The 17,921-nt window shown below is 71.6% G+C and carries 15 protein-coding genes; 5 read left to right on the top strand and 10 right to left on the bottom strand.

All coding sequences use genetic code 11. The features are described 5' to 3' along the window. Positions 1-128: 128 nt before the first annotated feature. Entirely contained in the window at positions 129-1,376 is a 1,248-nt protein-coding gene (locus AMY39116_RS0303400) for an MFS transporter (protein WP_020416306.1), read from the bottom strand. Continuing rightward, positions 1,373-2,647 (bottom strand): GH1 family beta-glucosidase, encoded by a 1,275-nt coding sequence (locus AMY39116_RS0303395; RefSeq protein WP_020416305.1) that lies wholly within the window; start codon positions 2,645-2,647, stop codon positions 1,373-1,375. Before AMY39116_RS0303395 ends, AMY39116_RS0303400 begins: the two co-directional genes overlap by 4 nt. 121 nt (positions 2,648-2,768) lie before the next feature. Here AMY39116_RS0303395 and AMY39116_RS0303390 point away from each other — a divergent pair, with 121 nt between their 5' ends. After that, a complete protein-coding gene (locus AMY39116_RS0303390; protein WP_020416304.1) occupies positions 2,769-3,395 on the top strand; it encodes a TetR/AcrR family transcriptional regulator in 627 nt (208 codons plus the stop codon). 1 nt (position 3,396) lies between these two features. Here the strand turns inward: AMY39116_RS0303390 and AMY39116_RS0303385 are convergent, their stop codons facing one another. Then, positions 3,397-4,305, bottom strand: a complete 909-nt coding sequence (locus AMY39116_RS0303385; protein WP_020416303.1) for an SDR family oxidoreductase — start codon at positions 4,303-4,305, stop codon at positions 3,397-3,399. 84 nt (positions 4,306-4,389) lie between these two features. Here AMY39116_RS0303385 and AMY39116_RS0303380 point away from each other — a divergent pair, with 84 nt between their 5' ends. Beyond that, positions 4,390-4,962 carry a TetR/AcrR family transcriptional regulator gene (locus AMY39116_RS0303380; protein WP_020416302.1) on the top strand — a complete coding sequence of 191 codons (573 nt, stop codon included), beginning with the start codon at positions 4,390-4,392 and terminating at the stop codon, positions 4,960-4,962. Positions 4,963-4,994: 32 nt separating this feature from the next. On the opposite strand, the gene AMY39116_RS0303375 is transcribed toward AMY39116_RS0303380, so the two are convergent. Further along, the gene (locus tag AMY39116_RS0303375; RefSeq protein ID WP_020416301.1) at positions 4,995-6,182 is read right to left on the bottom strand and encodes an amino acid deaminase/aldolase; all 1,188 of its coding nucleotides are present in this window, start codon (positions 6,180-6,182) and stop codon (positions 4,995-4,997) included. Between the two features lie 85 nt (positions 6,183-6,267). Here AMY39116_RS0303375 and AMY39116_RS0303370 point away from each other — a divergent pair, with 85 nt between their 5' ends. Then, a complete protein-coding gene (locus tag AMY39116_RS0303370; RefSeq protein WP_020416300.1) occupies positions 6,268-7,575 on the top strand; it encodes a D-arabinono-1,4-lactone oxidase in 1,308 nt (435 codons plus the stop codon). Positions 7,576-7,583: 8 nt separating this feature from the next. On the opposite strand, the gene AMY39116_RS0303365 is transcribed toward AMY39116_RS0303370, so the two are convergent. The 4 genes from AMY39116_RS0303365 to AMY39116_RS46550 all read right to left on the bottom strand — a co-directional run bounded on the left by AMY39116_RS0303365 (position 7,584) and on the right by AMY39116_RS46550 (position 12,255). Then, entirely contained in the window at positions 7,584-8,924 is a 1,341-nt protein-coding gene (locus AMY39116_RS0303365) for an ADP-ribosylglycohydrolase family protein (RefSeq protein WP_027935594.1), read from the bottom strand. Beyond that, positions 8,925-9,575 carry an SDR family oxidoreductase gene (locus AMY39116_RS0303360; RefSeq protein WP_020416299.1) on the bottom strand — a complete coding sequence of 217 codons (651 nt, stop codon included), beginning with the start codon at positions 9,573-9,575 and terminating at the stop codon, positions 8,925-8,927. It lies immediately after the preceding gene. A 21-nt stretch (positions 9,576-9,596) separates the two neighbouring features. Further along, the gene (locus AMY39116_RS0303355; RefSeq protein ID WP_027935593.1) at positions 9,597-10,232 is read right to left on the bottom strand and encodes a hypothetical protein; all 636 of its coding nucleotides are present in this window, start codon (positions 10,230-10,232) and stop codon (positions 9,597-9,599) included. A gap of 277 nt (positions 10,233-10,509) precedes the next feature. Then, positions 10,510-12,255, bottom strand: coding sequence for a serine/threonine-protein kinase (locus AMY39116_RS46550; RefSeq protein WP_051123472.1), 1,746 nt, complete (start codon positions 12,253-12,255; stop codon positions 10,510-10,512). 98 nt (positions 12,256-12,353) lie between these two features. Between AMY39116_RS46550 and AMY39116_RS0303345 the strand changes: the two genes are divergently transcribed. Continuing rightward, positions 12,354-13,424 carry a CoA ester lyase gene (locus tag AMY39116_RS0303345; RefSeq protein ID WP_020416297.1) on the top strand — a complete coding sequence of 357 codons (1,071 nt, stop codon included), beginning with the start codon at positions 12,354-12,356 and terminating at the stop codon, positions 13,422-13,424. Further along, the gene (locus AMY39116_RS0303340) at positions 13,421-14,290 is read left to right on the top strand and encodes a CoA ester lyase (RefSeq protein WP_039791160.1); all 870 of its coding nucleotides are present in this window, start codon (positions 13,421-13,423) and stop codon (positions 14,288-14,290) included. The genes AMY39116_RS0303345 and AMY39116_RS0303340 overlap by 4 nt, the downstream gene beginning before the upstream one ends. Before the next feature lie 503 nt (positions 14,291-14,793). Here the strand turns inward: AMY39116_RS0303340 and AMY39116_RS0303335 are convergent. Together AMY39116_RS0303335 and AMY39116_RS0303330 are read right to left on the bottom strand one after the other, a co-directional pair. Next, positions 14,794-16,509 (bottom strand): hypothetical protein, encoded by a 1,716-nt coding sequence (locus tag AMY39116_RS0303335; RefSeq protein ID WP_020416295.1) that lies wholly within the window; start codon positions 16,507-16,509, stop codon positions 14,794-14,796. Positions 16,510-16,539: 30 nt separating this feature from the next. Beyond that, a complete protein-coding gene (locus AMY39116_RS0303330) occupies positions 16,540-17,916 on the bottom strand; it encodes an amidase (RefSeq protein ID WP_020416294.1) in 1,377 nt (458 codons plus the stop codon). Positions 17,917-17,921 lie beyond the last annotated feature (5 nt).

Genomic DNA, 17,921 nt, shown 5'->3' with positions numbered 1-17,921 from the left:
CTCGTGGCCCCGAGAACTCCGCGGACCGGTGCCGTTGCACTCCCCTCCCCCGACCGGCACCGGCCCGCGGGCCCAAAGGTACGGAGCTGAAGGGCTCCTCCGAACCCCGGAGGAGCCCTTCAGTGATTTCAGCGCACCGAGCGGACGCCGAGGACGAACGCCCCGGCCGCCATCGTCGCGACCGCCGACGCGGCGAACAGTCCCGGGTAGCCGCCGAGTTCGGCCAGGATGACGGTCGCGGCGACCGGCGCGATCACCTGCGGCAGCGCGTTGGCGATGTTGATGACGCCCAGGTCCTTGGCGCGGTCCTGCGCGGCGGGCAGCACCTCGGTGAGGATGGCCAGCGCCACCGCCCAGTACGCGCCGAACCCGATCCCGAGCAGCGGGGACGCCGCCAGTGCCGCGGGCCAGGTCTGCCACAGCACCAGCACGATCGCCGCCGCGGCCATCACCACGACCGCGCCCAGCACGAACGGCTTGCGGCGGCCGGTCCGGTCGGACAGCGGGCCGACCACGAGGCCGCCGATCACCAGCGCGACACCGTAGAGGCCCATCATGATCAGCAGCCCGGTGTCCGGGTCCGGGTGGTGCACCGCGTCCTTCAGGAAGAACAGCAGGAAGAACGTGCCCAGCGAGTTGCCCAGGTTGATCAGGAAGTGGCAGCCCCAGGCCCACGCGAAGTCCGGGTGCCGCCGCGGCGAAACCCACAGCTCGCGCAGGACCGCGCGGAACCCGGTCGCCGGGCGCCAGTCCCGCGGCAGGGCGATGTCCCGCGTGCGCAGCACGAACGCGGCCGCGCCGAGCACCACGACCGCGGCGCAGGCGAGGTAGCCGCCGGGCAGGCTGGTGACCAGGACCGTCACCAGCACGGCGCCGAGGACCGTGCCGAGCATCTGGCTGATGCCGACGAGGCCGCCGATCCGCGCCCGCTGGCCGACCGGGACCCGGTCCGGCACCGCCGAGGTGAGCGTCGCGAGCATGCCGCCGAGCCCGGCCTGCACCAGGCACCAGCCGACGACCATGACCGCCACGTTCGGCGCGACCGCCAGCACCACCAGGCCGAGCGCGCCGCACAACGCGCCCGCGAGCGTCCACGGGTGCCGCCGCCCGAACCGGGAGCGCGTGCGGTCCGAGGCCAGCCCGACCAGCGGGTTGGTGAGCAGCGCGACCACCGCGCCGATGCCGGTGACGATGCCGAACACCAGCTCCTTGTCCGCGGCGTCCAGGTGTTCGGCCTGCTCCGGCAGCAGCAGCTGGATCGGGGCGTAGACGCCTATCCACAGCCCGATGTTCGCCCCGAAGAGCAGGCCGATCCAGCCGGCCCGGACCGGGACCTCGGGTTCGGCGAGCGCGTCGGGCGTCCGCGTTCCGGTCATGCGCGCACCAGCTTCCGGTACCAGGAGAAGGAGTCCTTGGGAGTCCGGCGCTGCGTTTCGTAGTCGACGTGCACCAGTCCGAACCGCGGCGCGTACCCCTTCGACCATTCGAAATTGTCGAGCAGCGACCAAACGAAATACCCGCGGACTTCAACTCCCGCTGTTATCGCGGCGGCGACGGACCGCAGGTGCGCGTCCAGGAAGTCGATGCGCTCCTGATCGTGAACGCCGTCGAAGCTCGCGCCGTTCTCGGTCAGGTAGACCGGCGGCAGCTTCTCCCCGTACCGGTCGCGCAGGCCGGCCAGCAGCTCGAGCAGCGCGGCCGGCACGATCGGGGAGTCGTTGGTGGTGCGCGGAAAACCCTCGATCGGGCGAAGTTCGAACGGCAGCGGATTGCCCTCGCCGGGCGCCGCCGCGCCGTGCGGCTCGTAATAGTTGACGCCGTAGAAATCCAGCGGTTGAGCGATGTTCACCAGGTCATCGGCGTATCCGGCGGGAAGGTGCGGTTCGATTTCCGCGGGATAACTGCCGAGTAGCACCGGGTCCGAAAAGGTCCGGTTGAGCAACGCGTCCAGCCAGTGCGCGGCATCATGATCAGCTCGGGAGTTTGAAGTAGGCCAAACTGGACAATGATGGTTGGCGGTGCCGATGTTCGACGCACCCGCGGCCCGCAGAGCCTGGACCGCGAGGCCGTGGGCGAGGTGTTGGTGGTGTGCGGTGGGGAGGGCGTCCAGCAGCAGTGTCCGTCCGGGCGCGTACTCGCCGATCGCGTACCCGAACACCGTCGTCACCATCGGCTCGTTGAGGGGGATCCACATCCGCACGCGATCAGCGAAGCGCTCGCCGAGGACCGAGGCGTACTCGGCGAACCGGTACGCCGTCTCCGGGTTCAGCCAGCCGCCCGCGTCCTCCAGCGGTTGCGGGGTGTCCCAGTGGTAGACCGTCGCCACCGGCGCGATGTCCGCTTCGCAGAGCGCGTCGATCAGCCGGTCGTAGAAGGCCAGGCCCGCTTCGTTCGGCGCGCCGGACCCCGCCGGCTGGATCCGCGGCCAGGCGAAGGAGAAGCGGTAGGCGCCGACACCCAGCTCGGTCAGCAACGCGACGTCCTCCGGCCAGCGGTGGTAGTGGTCGCACGCGACGTCGGCCTGCCCCGGGGCGAAGGTGTCCCACACCGACGGCCCGCGACCGTCTTCGCTGGTCGCGCCCTCGATCTGGAAGGCCGAAGTGGACACGCCCCACAGGAAGCCGGGCGGGAAGGCGAGGTTCTCCACGAGCGACGTCCCTTCATCGGGGCTAACGTGAAAAGTTCTCAAATGCTAGCCCTTCCCTCGACCGGGGGGAAGCGGTCCGGCGCGCTAAAGTCCCTGTTCAGAGCACCAGAAGGAGCACAACGTGTCGGAGACCCAGGCGACGACGACCCCGCTTCGCCGGCAGCCCGTCCAGCAGCGCAGCGCGAAGCGGGTCGAGCAGATGCTGGACGCGAGCGCCGAGCTCATCGACGAGGTCGGTTATGACGCGTTGACCACCACCCTGATCGCGAAGCGCGCCGGGGTCGCCGTCGGTTCGCTGTACCAGTTCTTCCCCGACAAGCGGGCGGTCGTGCGGGCGCTGACCCAACGCAACCTGGACCGGTTCGTGCAGGCGGTGAGCGAGCGGCTGAGCCGCGAGGACCCGCGGCACTGGTGGGACGTCGTCGACTCGGTGCTGGACATCTACCTGGAGATGCACCGGACCGTGCCGGGCTTTTCGAAGGTCCACTTCGGCGACGTCGTGGACCGGCAGCTGCTCGACGACAGCCGGGACAACAACCGGGTAATCGCGGACTCGCTCGCCGACCTCGTCGGGAAGTACATCGACCTGAACACGCCGCGCCTGTCGCTGGCGATGACGGTCGCGATCGAGGCCGCGGACGGGCTGCTGAAGCTGGCCTTCCACCGCGACCCGCAGGGCGACGCGGAAATCGTGGGCGAGACCAAGCACCTCATCAAGCAGTACCTGGCCTCGCGCCTCGGGGAATAGCTCAATCCTTCTCGAAGTAGTGGCCCGCGTCGAGGTCGGCGAGCAGGCCGGGGTGCTCCGGCTTCCAGTCCAGCAGCCGCTGCGTGCGCTCGCTGGACGTCAGGTTGTCCATCGCCGCGAAGCGGGCCAGGAAGCCGAAGTACGCCTCGGCCTGCTCGGCGGGGATGCTCTCCGTCGGCAACCCCAGGTGGCGGCCGATGGCCTCGGCGATCTGCCGGAGCGGGACGCCCTCGTCCCCCACGGCGTGCAGCCGCGAACCGGCCGGCGCCTTCTCCAGCGCCAGGCGGTAGAGCCGCGCGGCGTCCAGCGTGTGCCCGGCGGGCCAGCGGTTGGCGCCGTCGCCGAGGTAGCCGGACCGGCCCGCCTTGCGCGCGGCCGCGATCAGGACCGGGACGAAGCCGTGCTTGTCGAGTGAGCTGTGCACGATCGGCGGGAGCCGGACGACCGAGGTCCGGATCCCGCGGTCGGCGAACCCGGCGAGCTCGTTCTCCGAGTCGACCCGGTAGCCGCCCGGCATCACGTCCTCCTCGGTGGCGGCGCGGTCCAGCCCGAGCCCCGCGACCATCGCGGTGCCCGAGGTCCCGACCAGCGGCTTGCCCGTGCCGGCCAGCACCTCGCCGAACGCCCGCACGACGGCCAGGTCGGTGTCGCCCGCGGCCGCGAAGTCCCCGGCGGTCATGGCTTCGTGGTCGAAGGCGAGGTGGATGACGCCATCCGCTTCGGCTGCCGCCTCCCGCAAGCCGTCCAGGTCCCGCAGGTCGCCCCGCCGCACCTGCGCGCCGGCGGCCGCCAGCTTCGCGGCCGAGGCCTCCGACCGCGCCAGGCCGACCACCTCGTGACCGGCCGAAAGCAGCTCCGGGACGACCGCCGAACCGATGTGCCCGGACGCGCCCGTGACGAAAACACGCATGGAATCCTCCTCAGTGATGTCACTTGGTGACATCAACAACGGTAGCACCGCATGACACCTGGTGTCATCACCTAGACTGAGCGAATGGTCCGGTGGGAGCCCAACGCGCCTGAGCGGCTGTCGCGCGCCGCGCTAGAGCTGTTCACCGAGCGGGGGTACGACAACACCACGGTCGCGGAGATCGCGGAGCGGACCGGGCTGACGAAGCGGACCTTCTTCCGGCACTTCGCCGACAAGCGTGAGGTGCTGTTCGGCGGTCAGGACGCGCTGGGCGAGGTCCTCACCGAAGCGATCACCGGCGCACCCGCCACGGCCACGCCGTTGGCGGCGATCGGCACGGCTCTCGAAGCCACCGCGGTGTTCTTCGGGCCGGAGCGGCTGCAGTGGGCGCAGCAGCGCCAGGCCGTCATCGACGCCAACCCCGAGCTGCAGGAGCGTGAGCTGCTCAAGCTCGCCACGCTCACCACCGCGTTCCGGGACGCCCTGCGCGAACGCGGCACGCCGGAACCCGACGCGAGCCTCACGGCCGAGATCGGGAACCTCGCCTTCCGGCTCGCGTTCACCCGCTGGATCGACCCGGCCAACCAGCTGGACTTCGCCGAACTGACCCGGCGGACGCTCGACGAACTGCGCGAGGCGGCGGCGACGCTGGCCTGAGTTGTCCACAGGGTTGTGGACATGTGGACAACTCAGCCGAAGTTCTGGCGTTCGCCCCGGTAGGTGGGCACCGTGCGCTCCACCCGGCCGTCCACCACGATGTGGTACGCGTCGAACCGCTCGGCGAGTTCGCCCGCCTTGGCGTGCCGCATCCACACCCGGTCGCCGACGCGCAGGTCGCGTGCCGCCTTGCCGGTCACGGGCGTCTGCACCTCACCGGCGCCCTCGAACGGCAGCAGCCGCAGCCCCGCAGGCAGGTGCGGGGACGGCAGACGGCTCGCCGAAGCCGGGCCGGAGGCGACGAAACCGCCGGAGTAGAGCGTGGCGATGTGACGCGCCGGCTTGTGGACGACCGGGAGCGCGAACAACACCGCGGGCTTCGGGTGGAAGCGGGTGTAGCCGTCGAACAGGGTCGAGCCGATCAGCCCGGACCCGGCCGCGACCTCGGTGACCACCCGGTCGGCCCGGGTCAGCTCGATGCTGCCGCTGCCGCCGCCGTTGACGAACTCCAGGTCGGCGACCTCCCGCACCGCGTGCACCGCGGCCGTCCGGCGGCGGGACAGCTCGGCCGACGACCGGCGCTGCATCCAGCGCACGGCGAGGTCGTTGAGGCGGCTGCCGGTGGCGTCGCCCAGCCCGGCGATCTGGCCCTCGTAGGCCATCACCCCGGTCAGGCGGAAGCCTTGGCGCGCCACGATCTTCCGCGCCAGCGCCGCGGCCTGCTTCGCGGTGAAGACCGGCGAGCGGCGGGTTCCGACGTGCAGGAACGGCAGCGGGCGCCAGGACGCGTCGAGTTCCAGGCACACCCGGATCTCGGGGTGGTCGTGGCCCAGCGCGGCGTCCACGAGGTCCAGGTGCTCGGCCGAGTCGACCACGATCGTGATCGCGGCGCGGGCTCGCTCGTCGGCCGCGAGTGCGCGCAGGGCGCCGAAATCGGCTGTCGGGTAGGCGACCAGGATGTCGTCGCTCGTGCCGAGGCCGGCGTGCCAGAGCGCCTCGGCCAGCGAGTAGCACATCAGCCCGGCGAACCCGGGCGTCGCGAGCGCGCGCTCGATCAGGTAGCGGCAGCGCACGGACTTGCTGACCAGGCGGATCGGCAGGCCCGCGGCGCGCTTGACCAGATCGGCGGCGTTGGCGTCGAACGCGGCCAGGTCGACGACGGCGAGCGGCGGATCAAGATCCTTCGTCGCCGTGTCGTACGTGGTCGCGGAGGTCGTCATGCTAGGACCGTACGTCAGAACGACTTGAAACGCGAATACCTTTCACTTACGGTTTCGTCACTCGACACGGACGGGTGAGCACTTCATGAGCCGGTGGCACAACTGGGCGGGAACCGCGAGCGCGGACCCGCAGCGCATCCACACCCCGCGCAGCGCGGCCGAGATCGCCGAGGTCGTCACCGGCGTCGCGGTGAACGGCCGCCGCGTCCGCGCGTGGGGCAGCGGGCACTCGTTCACCCCGATCGCGGTGGCCGACTCCGACGCGATCGACCTGCGCGGCTGGACCGGGATCGCCGCGGTCGACGCCGGGAACCACCGCGTCACCGTGCGGTCGGGCACCACGATCCGGCAGCTCAACGCCGAGCTGGACGGGCTCGGCCTGGCGCTGACCAACCTCGGGGACATCGACGCGCAGACGATCGCGGGCGCGGTGTCGACCGGCACGCACGGCACCGGCGCGCGGCTCGGCGGGCTGGCCACGCAGATCGTGCAGCTGGAACTGGTCCTCGCCGACGGTTCGGTGGTCACGTGCTCGGCCGACCGGCAGCCGGACCTGTTCGCCGCCGCCCGCGTGGGGCTCGGCGCGCTCGGCGTGATCACGCACGTGACGCTGCAGTGCGAGCCGGCGTTCGCGCTCGCCGCGCAGGAACGGCCGGAGCCGCTGGAGCAGGTGCTGGAGGGGTTCGACACCTTCGCCGCCGAGAACGACCACTTCGAGTTCTACTGGTTCCCGTACGGGAAGAACGCGCTGGTCAAGCGCAACAACCGGCTGCCTGCGGGGGAGGTGCCGCGCCCGTTGAGCCGGGCCCGCGAGTTCCTCGACTACGAGATCATGGAGAACGTCGCGTTCGGCACGCTGTGCCGCATCGGCCGCGCGGTGCCACGACTGGTCCAGCCGCTCGGCCGGTTCGCGTCGGCGGCGCTGTCGGCGCGGGCGTACTCGGACACCTCGCACCGGGTCTTCGTGACCCACCGCGGGGTGCGGTTCGTGGAGTCGGAGTACGCCGTTCCACGTGAATCACTGCACGAGGTCCTGCGCGAGCTGCGGGCACTGGTGCCGCGGCTGGAGAACCCGGTGGCGTTCCCGGTGGAGGTCCGCGTCGCGGCGGCGGACGACATCTGGCTGTCCACGGCGCACGGCCGCGACTCCGCCTACATCGCCATCCACCAGTTCGTGGGCATGCCCTACCGCGAGTACTTCGCCGGCTTCGAGTCGATCGTCGGAGCCGTCGGCGGACGCCCGCACTGGGGCAAGATGCACACCCTGGACGCCACCGCGCTGCGCGAGCGCTACCCGCACTTCGACGACTTCGTGAAGGTGGCACGACGCTGCGACCCGGCCGGGGTGTTCCGGAACTCCTATGTGGACCGTGTGCTTGGCCCGTTGCCCTAGGCAGCGCGTCAGTCGTGCCAGTAACGGCGGATCCACAGTGGATCAGTCGGCGGTTGCGGCCCGAACTCGGCGAGCAGGTCGCGGGTGAGCACCTCGATGACCTGGTACAGGTCCAGCGGCGCGAGCAGGCCGCGCGGCACGGTCTCGATGCCCCACCGGGCACCGGCGAGCGCGCCGGCCAGCATGCCGGTCGCTGCGGTGTCGCCGTCGTGGTTCGTCGCGAGGGACAGGGTTTCCCGCACGTAGTCGGTGACGACGACCGCGTAGACGGCGGCTCCGAGCGCCTGCGCACCGGTGGTGATGCCGCCGAAGGTGGCGGTCAGCTGCTGCGGTGAAGCCGGCGCCTCGACTGTGCGGGCGAGTTCGACCGCGGCGTCGATGGCCTGGACCACCGGGGCGGCTTCCGGCTGGTTCAGCAGCCGGGCCGCGGCGATCGCCGCCGGCAGCGGTTGCCCGCGCAGGAGTTGTTGCAGCAGAACGACGAACGCGCCCGCGGCCAAGTGGTCCTCCGGCCTGGGGTGGGTGAGGCGGGCGCTGTCGACGCCGATCTTGAAGCCGAGCGCGGGGTCGTCCGTCCACAGTGCCAGCGGCACGGCGCGCGCGACGCATCCGGGCCCCTCGCAGCGCCCGAAGTCCCGCTCCTCGCGCGCGTGCCGGATGAGCAACGTAGCGAGGGTGTCGTCGGCGGAGCGCCGGTCGAACATGTCCCGGTGCCGCACGAGCCAGCCGGTGTTGCGGTACTCCTGCGGCAGCGGGCCGAACACATCGTCGGGCGGGAATCCCTGCGTGACCGCCCAGCGCCGGTACCCGAACGTCACGTGCATCGCCGGGTTGGTCGTCAACGGCGGTCCGGGGATGGCCCGGTCCGCCGCGTGCGGTCCGATCATCGACTCGGCGGTGAACAGCATGAGCTGGGTGTTCGGCGAGACCGGCGCGACGCCGTTGGGGAACGCGGGCTCGGTGAACCACCGCTCGTTCTGGCGCCGCAACGCTTCGGCGCCCACCGCCGCGACCCGGTACCCCATGGCGTCCCCGAGCGCGGCCGAGAAGACCGCGCCGAGGAACCGGCTCTCGATGCCCGGCTGCCCGCGGCGCCGCTGGCCCGTCCCGTGGTCGGCCAGCATGATCTCCCGCTGGCGCTGCAGGTACTCCGCCTCCGCGTCCGCGGGCGGGTCGACCTCGAGGTGGTGCAGGTTGTAGTCGGACCCCTCCGGCCGCTGCTCCATGCCGAACGGGGCGCGGTCCACGTGCCGCATCGTCCACTCGTAGTGCCAGTCCGACATCTTGCGCGACCGGCGGCGGGCCTCGTCCGCAGGCCAGCCCGCGATCTCGATGCTGTCTGGTGTCATTTACAAGCGGGTGATCGCCTCGTCGACGGGTGTGTTGCCGGTCACCAGTTCCAGCGTGCGGCGGAACGAGCGGGGCTCCTCGAAGAGCGCGATCAGCACCGCGGCGACGTCCTCGCGTGGGATCTCGCCGTAGTCGACCTTTTCGGCCAGGTGGACCTCGCCGATCGCGGGCTCGTCGGTGAGGCGTCCGGGGCGCAGGATGGTCCAGTCCAGGTCCCGGGCGCGCAGGTCGTCCTCGGCGGCCTTCTTCGCGCGCAGGTACGCCGCGAACACCTCGTCGGTGCCGGGGCGGGCCGGGCGGTCGACGCCGATCGAGCCGATCTGGATGTGCCGCCGGACGCCGGCGCGCTCGGCGGCGTCGGCGAACAGCCGCGCGGCGCCGAGGTCCACCGTCTCCTTGCGGGCCGCGCCGCTGCCGGGGCCCGCGCCCGCGGCGAACACCGCGACGTCCGCGCCCTTCAGCACGTCGGCGACCTCGTCGACCGCGGCGGACTCCAGGTCGAGCACGACCGGCTCGGCGCTGAGGTCGCGCAGGGCGGGGGCCTGCTCGACGTTGCGGATGATGCCAACGGCCTCGTCCCCGGTGCCGGCCAGCAGCCGCTCCAGGTGACGCGCGATCTTCCCGTGCCCTCCGGCGATGACGACTCGCATGGGACCGACTCTAGGCCGGGGTCAGGCCACCGGCAGGTCGTAGGAGGCGAGCAGCTGCTCGTAGACCATCTCGTTGATCCAGCGGGACACCGCGTCCTCGGGGAGGAGGATGCGCTCGCGGCGCACGTCGATGTCCAGGTCGACCCGGGCGTCCTCGTCGGCGGTGACCACGCCCACGCCGTAGGAACGGGCGCGCGGCAGGCAGTTGTCCAGGTAATCGCGGCTCAGCACGGCCGACGTGGGCAGCACCACGGCCGCCTCGCCGTAGCGGCTGAACGGCACGGCGGAGGCCATCGCGGTGCGCCAGTGGCGGGCGACGGCGAGGACGCCGACGATCTCGGCGGCCGGGGCCGGGGCGGTCGGCGCGAACTCCGGCCACGTCCAGGTGGCGACGGTCGCGCGGTCGGTCACCGGGGCGACGCCCATCGCGATCCGCTCGGCGTGGGTGTCGGTGCGCAGCTTGGCCACGACGCACACGCGGCGGCCGAGCATCGTGACCTCGGGGAGGACGACGCCGTGCCAGCCCAGCTGGGCGGCGGCGTCGCGGGCCAGCACGCTGACGCTGGCGGGCAACTCGACGGGCGGCACCACGCGGGTGGGGAACGATCGTCCGCCGGCCACCACCGAGTTTCCGGTGTGCCCTGGTGTAACCGCCACGATCCGCCTCCTCTTACCGCTGATTCCCTACCCGCACCTCGTGAAAAGAGGCACATGGAAAGAGGTACCAGGGGTGGGCCGGTTGATCTGTGGACAACGGGAGCGCCTGCGATCGGCGGCGCTCAACGGTCGGTGACCGGTCGATGAGCGGTATCGGGACTTCAGCCCGACACTGCTTCCGAATGGGTGACGGACCGCTGAACGACCCGACGCCCAGCGTCTCCGTACCGCCGAACGGAGCAATTCCATTCGCGTTCCACTGTGGACAACGAACGGATCAGGGCAGGAGTTCCCGGCCCAGCGGGGTCATCAGGTCGGCGACCTCCGAGTAGGGAACCACGACCTCGTGGTACCCGCATGCCATCGGGTAGTTCCGCGCGTCCGTGGCGAGCCAGAACACCACTCCGTCGGGCCGGAATCCCAGCTGGAGCGCGGGCGCGTCGAGGATCCCCCACGGCCGCAGGTCCCCCGGCGCGAGCGGGGTGCGCTCGCCGAACGGCTCGCTGCCGTCGCAGTAGCCGCCGGGTGAGCGGGCGAGGATCCGCGCCTCCAGCGCGCTCATCGCGTTCTGGTCGGCCGCGATGCCGTCGAAGACGTCCCCCGCGGTGATCACCTGCCCGGTCGACAGGTCGACGTTGAGCCACAGGACGGCGTAACCCCCGTGGTTGCCGAACTGGCTCGACTGCACCGCCAGGTCGTAACGCACGGACACGATCCGCTGGTCCTGCCGCCCGATGGTGACCTTGTTCTCGATCACCGGGTCCTCCGTCGGGTCGAGGATCCCGGACTGGACGTAACCGGTGAAGTCGTCGAGCGGTTTCGCGAGCGCGGCGTTGACCCGGTCCTGCAGCGCGGGGTCCCGCATCCCGCTCACCGCGGCGTACTGGGCGTCGACGTGGAAACCGGCGCCCGGTTCGGTGCGGGTCAGCAGGTTCACCTGCACCGCCGCCTGCTGCTCGGCGGGTGGCGCGGCGGCGACCGGCGGCAGGGTTTCGCCGTTGCCGATCACCGCGATCGTGCCGATCACCGCGCCGACGCCGACCGCGACGGCCACCAGCGTGGCGCCGATCTTCGCGCCGAGGCCGATGCCGGTGCCGACCGCTGCCAGCCCGCCCGCCGCTGCTCCCGGCGCGGCCGCGGTCCCGGCGCCGAGCAGCGCCAGCGGCGACAACGCCAGCAACGCCCCGGCCCGCTGCGCCAGCCTGCCCAGCCCGCGCTGCTCCCAGTCCGGGCCGTACCCGGCGACCGCGGCGGTCTCCAGTTCGGCGACGAACTCGGCCGCCGCGGACGGCCGCCGGTCCGCCTCCTTCGCCATGCCCCGCGCGATCAGCTCGCGCACCGGCCCCGGCACCGCGTCGAGCGGCACCGGCGCGTTCTCGTGCTGGTCGCGGAGCTCGTCGGTGGTCGCGCCCTCGTACGGCTGCCGCCCGGCGATGCTCTGGAAGAACACGCAGGTCGCGGCGTACACGTCGGTCGCCGGGGTGGCGGGCCCGCCGCGCCACTGCTCCGGCGCCATGTACGCCGGGGTGCCCGCCGGCACGCCGGGCCGCCCGGCCAGCACGGCGATGCCGAAGTCGACCAGCTTGCTCTCCCGGCCCGGCCCGACCAGCACGTTCGCCGGTTTGTAGTCGCGGTGCACGACACCCGCCTGGTGCGCGTCGGCCAGCCCGAGCAGCGAGCCCTTCAGCACCGCGAGCGCCGACTCGGGCGGCAGCGCGCCGTCGTGACCGAGGACCTCGCGCAGGGAGACGCCGTGGATGGCCTCCATCACGATCGCCGCGCCGTGCGGGCTCTCGTGGAACTCGTAGAGCCGGGCGACGTGCGGCGACTGGATTCGGCTCAGCAACTGCGCCTCGTGCCGGAACGCGGTCAGCCGCGCCGGGTCGCCGAGGTGCTTCCCGAACAGGTACTTGATCGCCACCGGGGTTCCGGAGGTGTCGTGCCTGGCCAGCACCACCTCGCCGAACCCGCCCTCGCCCAGCAACCCGACCTCGGTGAACCCCGGCACCGCCCAGTTCCGCATCCGCACCTCACTCCGAGGTGAGCTTCGCCGCAGCGGTTCCCCTGGTTTCGTGGTTAGGGTTACTCGTCGGTTACCACGGCCGTGCCAAGGGAGGACGGATGCGCTCGCCGAAGGACTTCTTCGCGCCCCTCGCCGTGGGGGCGCCCGACCCCGTTCGCGAGATCCCCGCGCTGCCGTCGCGGATGATCCACTTCTTCGACCCCAGCAACGCGAAGATGGCGGCGAAGGTCCCCGACCTTGCCAAGAAGGTCGACGTGCTGCTCGGCAACCTCGAGGACGCGGTGCGCGCGGACCGCAAGGAGGCCGCGCGCCAGGGCCTGGTGGAGATCGCGAAGGCCACCGACTTCGGCTCGACGCAGCTGTGGACGCGGATCAACAGCCTCGACTCGCCGTGGGTGCTGGACGACCTGATCACGCTGGTCACCGAGATCGGCGACAAGCTCGACGTGATCATGGTGCCGAAGGTCGAGGGCGCGCAGGACATCCACTACGTCGACCGGCTGCTGGCCCAGCTGGAAGCGCGGGCGGGTCTGCGCAGGCCGCTGCTGGTGCACGCGATCCTGGAGACCGCGAGCGGGGTCGCGAACGTCGAGGAGATCGCCGGCGCGAGCCCGCGCATGCAGGGCATCTCGCTCGGCCCGGCGGACCTCGCCGCGAGCCGCCGCATGAAGACGACGCGCGTCGGCGGCGGGCACCCCGGCTACCTGGTGCGGACCGACCCGGTCGGCGAGGACCTGCACGAAGGCCGCACGACCTTCCAGCAGGACCTGTGGCACTACACGGTCGCGCGGATGGTCGACGCGTGCGCGATGCACGGGATCCTGCCGTACTACGGGCCGTTCGGGGACATCCGGGACGTGGTGGCCTGCGAGGACCAGTTCCGCAACGCGTTCCTGCTCGGCTGCGTCGGCACCTGGACGTTGCACCCGGTGCAGGTGGACATCGCGAAGCGGGTGTTCTCGCCGGAGCCGAAGGACGTCGCCTGGGCGCGGAAGGTGATCGCGGCGATGGGCGACGGCACCGGCGCGGTCATGATCGACGGGAAGATGCAGGACGACGCCTCGGTCAAGCAGTGCCGGGTGGTCGCGGAGCTGGCGGACAAGCTGGCCGAGCGCGACCCGGAGCTGAAGCAGGCGTACGACGAGGCGACGAAGGAAGCGCTGGCATGAGTGGAGTGAAGCCGCGGCGTTCGGTGCTGTACATGCCGGGCGCGAACGAGCGGGCGCTGGAGAAGGCGAAGACGCTGCCCGCGGACGCGCTGATCCTGGACCTGGAGGACGCGGTCGCCCCGGACGCGAAGGAGGCGGCGCGGGAACGGGTGTGCGCGGCGGCGGCGTCCGGCGACTACGGCAGTCGCGAGGTGACCATCCGGGTCAACGGACTGGACACCGAGTGGCACGACGCGGACCTGCGGGCGGCGGCCCAGGCGGGCCCGGCCGCGGTGGTCGTGCCGAAGGTCAACTCGGCGGCCGAGGTGCACAACATCGAGCGCGCGCTGGAACTCGGCGGCGCCCCCGATGCGACGAAGATCTGGGCGATGGTCGAAACCCCGGTCGCGATGCTGCACGCGGAGGAGATCGCGGCGGCGAGCGAGCGCTTGACGGTGCTGGTGATGGGCACCAACGACCTGGCCAAGGAGCTGCACGCCGAGTTCGTCCCCGGCCGCGCCCCGCTGCTCGGTGGCTTGTCGCTGTGCCTGCTCGCCGCACGGGCGACGGGCAAGGTCATCCTGGACGGCGTCTACAACGACGTGAGGGACCTGGCCGGTTTCGAGGCGGAGTGCCTGCAGGGACGGCAGTTCGGGTTCGACGGCAAGACACTGATCCACCCGGGACAGATCGAGCCGTGCAACCGGGTGTTCGCGCCGTCGGACGACGAGGTCGCCCAGGCGCGGAAGATCATCGCCGCGTTCGAGGAGGCCAAGGCCGAGGGACGCGGCGTGGTGACCGTGGACGGGCGGATGATCGAGAACCTGCACGTGGAGAACGCGCAGCGAATCCTGGCACTGGCAGAAGCAATCGCCGGAAAGAACTAGCCAACACAAGAAAACCGGCACCCGGCAACGCAAAGCAGCCGACTACCCCAACCAGACCTCCCCCGCCCCCGATCCACAGCCGATCTTTAGTCGCCGATCAGCGGGGTCAAGGCACGCTTTCCCGCCTTGACGCCGTTGCTCGGCGACTAAAACACAATCAGGGAGAGGGGGCGGGGGTGGTCGGAAGGTGACCTTTCGAGCGCCGTGAGGCGCATCCGCCCGCAGGGCGGACTCCCCGCCGCGCGAAGGCGCGGCTCTAAAGATCAAAAGAGTCCTCGCCGGACGGGCAGGCTCCGGGATGACAGAAAGCCCTCTCGGCTCACCTCAGGTGGGTGGCTGGGTGGTCATCCCGTCGCCTTCCGGTTTGTGCATATCACCTTGAGCCAGGGCCGCAAGGTTGGCATGTCCGGCCGCCGGTGAGCACGGAGGTTGCGGCCCTGGCTCAAGGTGATCGTCCAGTTTCAGGCGACGGGATGACCACCCAGCTACCTTGGTTCGTTCGTTCAGAACGGTTCGTCGTGCAGCCAGTCCAGTGCCTTGCGCGCCGCATTGGACACGGCGCGGTCGGGGTGTGCCACGACGACCGATTCGAGCACTTCGCGTGCGCTCGGGTGGCCGCAGATCGTCGCTCCGGCCAGGAACAGCAGTTGGTCCGGCCGGGGTTGTGAGGCGAAGTCGGCGAGGGCCTTTTCCCGGCCTTCCGTCCGGATGTCCGCCGCCAGGAGGTCCACCTTGCTGTACGTGCGCTCGCGGCCGGCGACCTCGCTGCGGTCGATCAGGCCGGCGTCGAACAGCCACGTCGTCGCGGCTGGGCCTGCTGCCGAGTGGTCCCGCAGGGCGGCGATCGCCGCGACGCCGTCGCCGCCGAGGCGCGCCAGCAGCCGGAACGTCAGCATCAGGTGTTCGAAGTCGTCCGTGCGGCGGGCCAGCGCCGACAGCTCGGCGATCGCTCGTTCGGGGTCCCGGGCGCGCAGCCACGTCGCCGAGCCCTCGTCGAGCACCTGCGCGTCCAGCGGCGCCAGGCGCGCGAACAGGACCTCCGCCGTTTCGGTCGCGAGGTCGTCCACCGTCAGCACCGGCTCGCCCTCGGCGACCCGCAGTTCGTAGGCCGCCTGCACGCCGAGCGGCAGCAGTTGCACGACCTGCCGCTCCTCTTCGGGCACCTCGTCGAGGTAGTCGACCCCGGCGAAGTCCAGCAGGTCCTCGACGTGCTCCTCGCCCGCCGGGAAGATCTCCACCAGCCCGTACTCGGCCAGCCGGTGCACCACGCGCAGGATCGTGCCGCCGTCGCCGCCCAGCATCTCCACCAGCATCGGGATCGTGGCAGGCTCCGAAGCCAGTTCGGTGACCATCTCGGCCGCGACCGGGTTGCCCAGGACCGACGCCACCGCCGCCCGCCACAGCTCGACCGGGTCGGCCAGCCGCCGCGCCGCCTTCTTCACCGGCACCAGCCGACCGCGGTAGACGCGCACCACCCCGGCCCGCTTGGCCATCGCGACGAACTCGGCAGGCGCGCTGATCTCCGCCAGGTCCCGGCCGTCGCCGACCCACTCGACGAACCGGCGCAGCTGCGGCACCACCGCCGTGACCTCGGCCTCCGCCGCCAGCCGGTCGGGCGACGCGAGCGGGAACACCGGGGACGGCGCGGCCGCCTCCGCGTCCGGGTCGCCCTGGTAGTGGCGGTACGCCAGGTCGTGCAGCAGCGTCTGGTCGACCTCGACCTCACCCCGCCGCACCCGGTCGATGAACGCCTGCGCGGCCACCTCGTTCAGCGGGTCGATGCCGTGCTCGGCCATCGCGACGGCCCAGAACTTGGCCAGCCCGAAGTTCGACGGCTCGTTCATCGCCGTGTCGAACCGGTCGGCGATCGCGGTCAGGTAAGTGCGCAGCACGGCCGGCTGCTCGCTGCGCTCGTCCAGCAGGTCGGCGTCGTCGAAGAAGTCCATCAGCGCCTCGACCGTGGACAGCACGGCCGAGGAGTGCGGGTCGAGCAGCACGACCTTGCGCGGGAACCACACCAGCAGCGCGTTGCGGAGGATGTCACGCGTCCAGCGGCCGAGCAGGCCGTCCCGTTCGAAGCGGAAGTCCAGCATCGCCCCGGCGACCACCGGGTCCACCACCCGTTGCCGCATCTGCGACCAGGCGTCCAGCTCGACGAGCAGCCGCTGCCGGGCGTCGATGAACTCTTCCTCGTCCGCTCCGGTGTACACCATCCGCATGAGTCCGATCGTCCCCCAGATGGCGCGTCTTCACACCCCCGGCGACCGTTGCGGGCCGCGAATTCCTTCGAACGCCGCAGCCAGCTGCAGCACACCGAGGTCGTCGAAGCGCCGTCCGGCGATCTGCAGCCCGACCGGCTGTCCCCCACTCGTATAACCGCAGTTCAACGACACCGCGGGCTGGCCGGACATGTTGTAGGGCACGGTGAACGCGATGTGCTCGAACGGCCGCTCCGGGTCGTTCGTCGGCGACGCCCACTCCGCGGGCGGGGCGGAAACCGGGCAGGTCGGCGACAGGACGAAGTCGTACGGCTCACCGGCGCGCAGCGCGGCGACGCTGATCGCGTCCATCTGGGCGAACCCGCGGTACGCCGCGACACCGGAGACCTCCGCGCCGCCCTGCGCCCAGGCGGCGATGTACGGCAGCACCAGCGCCTGCCGTTCCGGTGGCAGCGCGCTGATGTCGCACCACGCCCGCACGCGCCAGAAGTCGTCGAGCCCGTCCAGCATTTCCCTGGTCAGGAAGGGTTCGACCGGTTCGACGATCGCGCCGGCCGCCTCGAACCGGCTCGCCGCGTCGAGCACCGCGGCCCGCACGTCGTCCTCCACCGGCAGCCCGACCCCGGCGTCCAGCTGCAGGCCCAGGCGCAGTCCGGTGACGTCGAGTTCCAATTGTGACCAGGCGATTTCCGCCGGCGGCAGGCTCAGGTGGTCCCGGCTGTCCGGCGCGGACACCACACCCATCAGCAACGCCGCGTCCGCCACCGTGCGCGTCATGGGCCCGGCGACCCGCCCGGCGAACGGCGGGTGCACCGGCACCCGCCCGAAGCTCGGCTTCAGGCCGACCAGCCCGCACCACCCGGCGGGCAGCCGGATCGAACCGCCGATGTCGGTGCCGACGTGCAGCGGCCCGTACCCGGCGGCGGCCGCGGCGGCGGCGCCCGCGCTCGACCCGCCGGGCGTCCGCGAGAGGTCCCACGGGTTGCGGCTCGCGGTGTGGAAGCTGGACAACCCCGAGGTCAGCATCCCGTAGTCGGGCATCGTGGTCTTGCCGAGCAGCACCGCACCGGCCTCGCGGACGCGGGCGGCGGCGGGCGCGTCGGCCGGGGCCGGGACCAGTTCGGTGGCCGCGGTGCCCAGCGGCACCGGCGTGCCCTTGGTCGCGATGTTCTCCTTCAGCGTGAGCGGCACGCCGTCGAGCGGCCCCGCCTCCCCCGCGACCCACCGCTGCTCGGACGCCTTGGCCGCGTCCCGCGCCTGCGACGGGTCGTAGGCGTAGAGCGCGTGCAGGGACGGTTCGAGTGCGTCGATGCGGGTCAGCACCGCCTCGGTGACCTCGACCGGGGACAACGTCCCGGCGCGGTAGGCGGCGAGCAGTTCGGTCGCGGTCAGATCGGTCGGCTCCACGGGTC

The organism is Amycolatopsis sp. ATCC 39116 (assembly GCF_000231075.2).
Classification (GTDB): domain Bacteria; phylum Actinomycetota; class Actinomycetes; order Mycobacteriales; family Pseudonocardiaceae; genus Amycolatopsis_E; species Amycolatopsis_E tucumanensis.
Note: the sequence above shows the minus strand (reverse complement) of the source record. Positions and strands in the feature narration are given on the sequence as shown.